3 protein-coding genes and 1 pseudogene are annotated in these 6,966 nt (G+C 68.8%); 2 read left to right on the top strand and 2 right to left on the bottom strand.

What is annotated here, in order from left to right:
* Window positions 1-35: 35 nt before the first annotated feature.
* The gene (locus tag ABZ749_RS02830; RefSeq protein WP_357222138.1) at window positions 36-959 is read right to left on the bottom strand and encodes a Gfo/Idh/MocA family oxidoreductase; all 924 of its coding nucleotides are present in this window, start codon (window positions 957-959) and stop codon (window positions 36-38) included.
* 312 nt (window positions 960-1,271) lie between these two features.
* Between ABZ749_RS02830 and ABZ749_RS02825 the strand changes: the two genes are divergently transcribed.
* Both ABZ749_RS02825 and ABZ749_RS02820 read left to right on the top strand, forming a co-directional pair.
* Window positions 1,272-2,873, top strand: coding sequence for an FAD-binding oxidoreductase (locus tag ABZ749_RS02825; protein ID WP_357222136.1), 1,602 nt, complete (start codon window positions 1,272-1,274; stop codon window positions 2,871-2,873).
* 203 nt (window positions 2,874-3,076) lie between these two features.
* Window positions 3,077-4,978 (top strand): annotated as a pseudogene (locus ABZ749_RS02820) (KedN5 family methylcobalamin-dependent radical SAM C-methyltransferase); the annotation flags it as partial.
* 366 nt (window positions 4,979-5,344) lie between these two features.
* Here the strand turns inward: ABZ749_RS02820 and ABZ749_RS02815 are convergent.
* A complete protein-coding gene (locus ABZ749_RS02815; protein ID WP_357222134.1) occupies window positions 5,345-6,886 on the bottom strand; it encodes a 4-hydroxyphenylacetate 3-hydroxylase N-terminal domain-containing protein in 1,542 nt (513 codons plus the stop codon).
* Window positions 6,887-6,966 lie beyond the last annotated feature (80 nt).

Genomic DNA, 6,966 nt, shown 5'->3' with positions numbered 1-6,966 from the left:
ACCCGAGCGACCGTCGGCGGTAACGGTCGGTCGGGTCACCGGTCCTGGCGAGCGACGCCGGTGCGGTACTCCTGCGGCGAACGTCCGTAGTGGGCCAGCGCGGCGAACTGGTCCTCGGCGGCCAGCGTCCGCGACTCGCGGCGGTCCTGCTGCCGCAACCCGAGCACCGGGCGGTGTTCCGGCGGCGGCGTGAACGCGCGCTCCAACCGCAGCTCACCGGTGCTGCCCCACAGCTCGTACCCGCTGCGGTAGAAGTGCTCGAAGCCGAACCCGACCTGCACCGCGACCTGGTTCGGCCCGCTCAGCAGCACGGTGCCCGCCACGTCCACGCCGGACGGTCCGGTGCGCAGGTCCGCGCCCACCACCCGCAGGTTCGGGCCGACGAAGTGACGTGCCGCGCGCAGAGGGTAGAAGCCGACGTCGAGCAGCGCCCCGCCGCCCAGGTCCGGGCGGTACCGGATGTCACCGTTGTGCAGCGGCGGAATCCCGAACACGCTGCTGAAGGCGCGTAGCTCCCCGATCTCGCCGGCCGCGTACGCGCGGCGCACCGCGGCGTGCTGGCCGTGCAGGAGGAACGCGGAGTTCTCCATCAGGGTGAGGCCGCGCTCGGCCGCCTGGGCAACCAGATCCGCTGTCTGCTTCTCGGTGCCCACCATCGGCTTCTCGGCCAGCACATGCTTGCCGGCGGCCAACGCCGCGCCCGCCCACCGGTGCCTCAGGCCGATCGGCAGCGGCAGGTAGACCGCTTCCACGTCGGAACGCTCGAGTAGCTCCTCGTACCGGTTCACCGCGGCGCAGCCGAACCGGGCCGCGAAACGGTCGGTGCGTGCCGGGTCACGTCCGGCGATCGCGACGGTACGCAGACCCGGTTCCGCCGCAGCCGCGGGCAGCAGCTTGCGCCACGCGATGTCCGCGCAGCCGAGCACGCCCAGGCGAACGGGGACCGGCACGTGGTTCATCGGCGTCGCCCCAGAACGAGAGCGACCCGCAACCGCACGTACAGCATGGGAATCACCTGATCACCATCGCGGAGCACCGCCCGGGACGGCATCTCACACGTTGCGCAGCCGGCTCGTCCGTCCGCTGAGCGCAACTTGCGAGATGCCCGGGATGTCGCCGCTGCGGCACAGTGGTGCCATCGCAGGCAGCGTCGCCTGTCGATGTTCGGTCCGGGCGCCGGGCGGCACCGCAATCTGGAAGAAGATCGCGCGTGGCCAGAGCAAGCAGACTGAGCCGGATCAGTCGACTTATTCCGATGGGTAGGTGCTCACATGGTTGCATCGCGCCGGCAGTTCCTTGGCTCGGCCGCTGCTGTCTCCGGCGCTGCTGTCACCGGCTTGGTCCTGCAGCCCGGCGCTGCGCAGGCCGTCGGTCACAGCGGTGGGGCGGCCTTGCCGAATGTGGTGGTGCGTCCGGACGACCCGCGTTACCCCGAACTGCTGACGCGCGGGTTCAACGCGCGTTTCGTCTTCTCCCCGGATTCGATCGTGCTGGCCTACTCGGCCGGCCAGGTTCAGGAGGCGGTGCAGCGGGCGGTCAAGGAGGGCCGCAAGTTCACCGTCCGCAGCGGCGGGCACTGCCTCGAGGCGTTGGTCGCCGACCCGCGCTTCGACATGCTCATCGACGTGTCCCCGATGCACCAGGTTTCCTGGGACTCCAAGATGAACGCCTTCTCGGTCGGCGCGGGCAGCACGCTCGCGCAGGCGTACAAAGCGCTCTACCTGGGTTGGGGCGTGACCATCCCCGGTGGGGTGTGCCCACCGGTGGGCATCGGCGGACACACCGCCGGCGGGGGATACGGGCCGCTGTCCCGGCGGTACGGTCTCATCTCCGATCACCTGTACGCGGTCGAGGTGGTGACCGTCGACGCCAAGGGCAAGGCCCGCATCGTCGTCGCCACGCGCCGCCCCGACGACCCGAACCGCGACCTGTGGTGGGCGCACACAGGTGGTGGCGGCGGCAACTTCGGCGTCGTCACCCGGTACTGGTTCCGCGACCCGCGGGCCACCGGAAACAACCCGACCAAGGCGCTGCCGCGGCCGCCGGCCCGGCTCCTGATGACCTGGGTGACCTGGCCATGGGAGTCGCTGAGCCAGGCGGACTTCAAGCGGCTGGTGCAGAACCACGGTGCCTGGCACGCGGCGAACAGCGGGCCAGACTCGCCGTACGTCGTCATGCACAGCGCCCTGCACCTCAACATGAAGAGGGACTACGCGCTCTACCTGGAGTGCCGGATGGACGCCACGGCGCCCAATGCCCGCCGGATGGTTGAGGACTACATCGCCGCTGTCTCCGAGGGCGTGTCAGTGCAGGGCTACGTCGAGATGAACGAGGAGCTCTGGCTCGCCAACGCGTTGTTCGAGTACCCCCGTTCGCTCGGCGCCCGGACGAAGTCGGCGGGCAGCAACCTGCGCAAGCCGCTCACCGACCACCAGATCGACATCGTCTACGGGGCACTGACGGACCCCGACGCCAAGAACTCCTGCCTGGTCTACCTCGGTGCCTACGGCGGGCAGGTCAACGCGGTTGCGTCGGACGCCACCGCAGTGCCCCAGCGGGACTCCATTCTGCGCTTCTGGATCGACTCCACCTGGGCCGATCCGAACGCGGACGCGGAGGCCGTGGAGTGGACCCGCCGTCTCTACCGGGACGTGCACGCCGCCACCGGCGGGGTGCCGGTCCCGAACGACCAGTACGACGGCTGCTACATCAACTACCCCAGCAAGGACACCAAGGACCCGGCGTGGAACACGTCCGGGGTGCCCTGGCACGACCTCTACTACAAGGACAGCTACCCGAAGCTTCAGCGGATCAAGAAGAAGTACGACCCGCTGAACACCTTCCAACACGCGATGTCCATCGAGCCCGCCTGACCGGGCGGTTCGTCCAGGTCTTGCCCGCAGACCGCTGACACAGCCGGTCGCGAAGCGGCCCCACGCCCATCGACTGACGGGTGTGGGGCCGGTTGCGTACTGCCCTGACGACGGTGTGACGGAAGAGGTGGCGGTCCTTGCCGGACAGCCGGGACGACCTGAGTCCCGGCCGACCCGATCCGATCAGCAAACGGAGGACCGACATGACGAGCCCGGACGGCAATGCGAACGCCACCACCAAGGTGTTCCTGGTGCAACAGGGTGTCTGGGAGATGCCGCTGGAGTCGATGCCGCTGGCGTCGGGCTACCTGAAGTCGACGGCCCTGGCCGACGACCGGATCCGCGACGCCTGCGACATCAGCATCCACAACTTCCGCGGCGGCACCACCAACGCCACCATGGCCAACGCCCTGTTCAGCGACGAGCCGCCGGACGTTCTCGCGTTCAGCGTGCTGGGCTGGAACTACCGGTCCTTCGGATCACTGGCCGCGACGTTCAAACAGCTCAACCCGGACGGCTGGGTCGTCTTCGGCGGCACCCACGTGGCCGAGCAGGCCGATCGGGTGTTCCGGATGTTCCCCGAGGTCGACGTCGTGGTCAACGGGGAGGGCGAGCTGACGTTCCGCGATCTGCTCAACTGCTATCTGGACGGCGTGGACAAGCACGCGCTGCACGCGGTGGCGGGTGTGTCGTTCCGCGAAACCGACGGCGCCACCTGCCACAACGTCGCCCGGGACCGGATCGAGGACCTCGAGATCATACCGTCGCCCTTCCTGACCGGGGCGCTGGAGATGACCGACGCCGACGGCAATTTCCGGTACGACGTGGCGCTGATGGAGACCAACCGGGGCTGCCCGTACAAGTGCGCGTTCTGCTACTGGGGCGGCGCCGTCGGGCAGAAGGTCCGGGCGTTCTCGCCGGAGCGGATGCGCGCGGAGCTCGAGATGTTCGGCCGGCTCAAGGTGCACACCGTGGTCGCCTGCGACGCCAACTTCGGGCTCCTGCCCGGTGACGTGGAGTTCGTCGAGACGCTCATCGAGACTCGGGACCGGCTCGGTTTCCCGCGCGCGCTGGAGACGTCCTGGGCGAAGAACAAGTCGAAGACGTTCTTCCGCATCGTCAAGATGATGAAGGAAGCCGGCATGCGGAGCTCCTTCACGCTCGCGCTGCAGACGCTCAGCGACACCGCACTGGACACCATGAACCGGCGCAACATGAAGGTCAACGAATGGGAGGACCTCGCCGCCTGGCTGGACGAGGAGGGGCTCGACTGTTACGCCGAGCTGATCTGGGGCGCGCCGGGCGAGACGGTGCAGTCCTTCATGGAAGGCTACGACCGTCTGTCACGGCGGGTGTCGCGGATCGCGGTGTACCCGATCCTGCTGTTGCCCAACACCGACTACATGGAGAAGAAGGAGCAGTACGGCATCAAGGCCGTCCGCGGTGACAACGACGACTTCGAGTACGTGCTCGCGCACAACACCATGACCTTCGCCGAGAACCAGCAGATGCAGCGCTTCCTCTTCATGGCTCGGGTGGTGGCGGAGAACGCGGTCCTGCGCTGGATCTGGCCGGCGCTGCGGCACCTCGCCGGCATCACCCAGTCCCAGGTGCTGCGCCACCTGGACACCTGGATCAGCACCACTGACGATCCGGCGGCCGCGCCACTGCGCGGGTACGCCGCGACCGCTGTCGGCGGAACCGGCGCGTTCGGGGCGGCGATCACCTACCTCTACACCGATCCGGACGCGGAGCGGATGCTGCACCGCTGGTGGGACGAGGCGATTCGGCCGCTGGTGCCCGCCGAGGCGGCGCCGGTGCTGGACGAGGTGTTCCGGTACGACCTGCTCACCCAGCCGGTCTACCGCCCTGCCGACCATCCGGTCGGTGAGGACCTGCCGGTGGTGCTGGTCCGCGATGAGGAGTACTACCTGCGCAGCGGGGTGCGGCTCCGCTACGACGTGCCGGCCATCGTCGCGGCCATCCGGCGCGGCGAGGAGCCGGACCTGTCGCCGGTGGACTTCACTGTCGACCTGTACTACCGCACCGGCTCGGAGTCGGCGGTCACGTCGACCAACCACGAGATCGTCGTGCACTTCATGGGGATGACCGCCGAGGAGGTCCACGACAACGCGCGGGGGAGTGCCGAGGGCCTGAGCGAGGCGGAGTTCGAGGCCGCCTCGGCGTCGCGGTCCGCGGAGGCCGGCTCCCCGGCTCCGGACGGACGGACCACGCTCGGGATGCTCAAGGCGGACAAGGGCGGCTGTTCCTGAGACATGCCGCGGGCCCGGTGCCTCAGTCGGAGGCGCCGGGCCCTGGCGTGCGCGCCGACGCGCGGGCCCTGGCGTGCGCGCCGACGCGCCGGTCTCGAACAGACTGAGGCGTGGACGCCGGTCGCGGGCAGACTGAGGCGTGGACGCTCGACGAGCGCCCACGCCAGCTCAGGGGTCCGCGGCGATCGCCGCCGCCTACTACGTCGCCAGGTGCGGCGCCGTCCAGCCGTTCAGGTCGTACTCGGACAGGCACTGCTCGACCAGGGCGATCATGTCGTCGGTGACGCCGGCCTGGGTGCCGCGGCGCAGCACCTGGGCCCGGTTGTCGTCCGGGTTGCCGGCGTGGTTGCGCTCGTACAGCTCCTGACGCCCGCCGAACTCCGTGCCGACCGCGTCCCAGAGCAGCTTCATCACCTTCACCCGCTGCTCAGCGTCGGTGCCGTGCGAGCCGCGCAGGTACCGGTCCAGGTACGGGCGGATCTCCGGGTTGTGGAAGTCGGCAACACCCGAGTTCAGGTAGATCAGCCCACTGCCCGCGGTGTGCTGGACGATCTCGCGCATCTTGCCGTACGCCATCGGGGCGAGGGTCCGGTACGTCAGCGCGTACTCCTCGTTGGGCTGCACGTAGCCGTCGGCCCACGGCCGGCACCGCTCGATCATGGCGTCGGACAGCGCCCACATCAGATGCCGCCAGACCATCAGCTCACCGATGTTGCCCTGTACCTGACGGAACTCGTCGGTGCCGTTGATCTCCACGGCCTTCATCAGCAGGCCGCAGATGAAGTCGAACTTGACCGCCAGCCGGGTGGCGCCGTGCAGGGAGAACCGCGGCATGAAGCCGGAGTCGTGGAAGAACGTGTTCGCCTTCTCCAGGTCGCCGTAGACGAAGACGTTCTCCCACGGGATCAGGGCCTGGTCGAACACGATGACCGCGTCGTTCTCGTCCATCCGGCTCGACAGGGGATAGTCGAACGGGCTGGCGGTGCGGGCCGCGGTCATCTCGTACGAGGTGCGGCAGAGCAGCTTCACCCCGGGGACGTTCATCGGCGCCATGAACACGACACCGAACTGCTTCTCCTTGATCCGGAGCCCGTGGTGGGCGATGAAGTTGTAGTTGGTCAGCGCGGACCCGGTTGCCACCACCTTCGCCCCGCTCACCACGAGGCCCGCATCGGTCTCCCGGTCCACGTGCACGTACACGTCGGCGACCTGCTCGGGGCGCAGGTGGCGGTCCACCGGCGGGTGCACGAGCGCGTGGTTGACGTGCAGCACGCGCTCCTGGCACTCCTTGTACCAGCGCCGGGCGTTGTCACCGAACGGGGCGTAGAAGTCGGCCTTGGCTCCCAGGGTGGCGAGGAACGACGCCTTGTAGTCGGGCGAGCGGCCGAGCCAGCCGTAGCACCGTCGCTGCCACGCCGCGATGGCGTCGCGCGAGCGGCGCAGGTCGGCCGCGTCGACCGGGGCGCGGAAGAACGGATGGGTGAAGCCACCGTTGCCGGTGTCGGTCGGGACGGTCAGCACGTCGCGCTCGGGCGACTCCCAGAGCGCGTCGTACATGTTCGCGATGGTCCGGGCATTGTTGCGAAAGGCCGGATGCTCGGTGACGTCCTTGATTCGCTCGCCGTACAGCCAGATCTCCCGACCGTCGCGCAGGCTTTCCAGATATTCGGCACCGGTAAATGGCCGTAGCCCGGACGGTTGCGCCTCCGGCGTCTCCGTCGTGGATTCTGCGCTCGGCATCGGCAATCAGCTCCTCGGCGTGGCGGTGCGGATATTCATGGAGCGTGCCAGCCGGTTCGGTGGCACGACAAGGCAATGGA

The organism is Micromonospora sp. NPDC047753 (genome assembly GCF_040642735.1).
Lineage (GTDB): Bacteria > Actinomycetota > Actinomycetes > Mycobacteriales > Micromonosporaceae > Micromonospora.
The sequence above is the reverse complement of the archived record's forward strand: the minus strand, read 5'-3'. Positions and strand labels throughout refer to the sequence as shown.

Bases quoted from the DNA above. Each gene is read 5' to 3' on its own strand.
- ABZ749_RS02830 (WP_357222138.1), bottom strand. From the start codon at position 959: ATGAACCACGTGCCGGTCCCCGTTCGCCTGGGCGTGCTCGGCTGCGCG.
- ABZ749_RS02825 (WP_357222136.1), top strand. From the start codon at position 1,272: ATGGTTGCATCGCGCCGGCAGTTCCTTGGCTCGGCCGCTGCTGTCTCC.
- ABZ749_RS02815 (WP_357222134.1), bottom strand. From the start codon at position 6,886: ATGCCGAGCGCAGAATCCACGACGGAGACGCCGGAGGCGCAACCGTCC.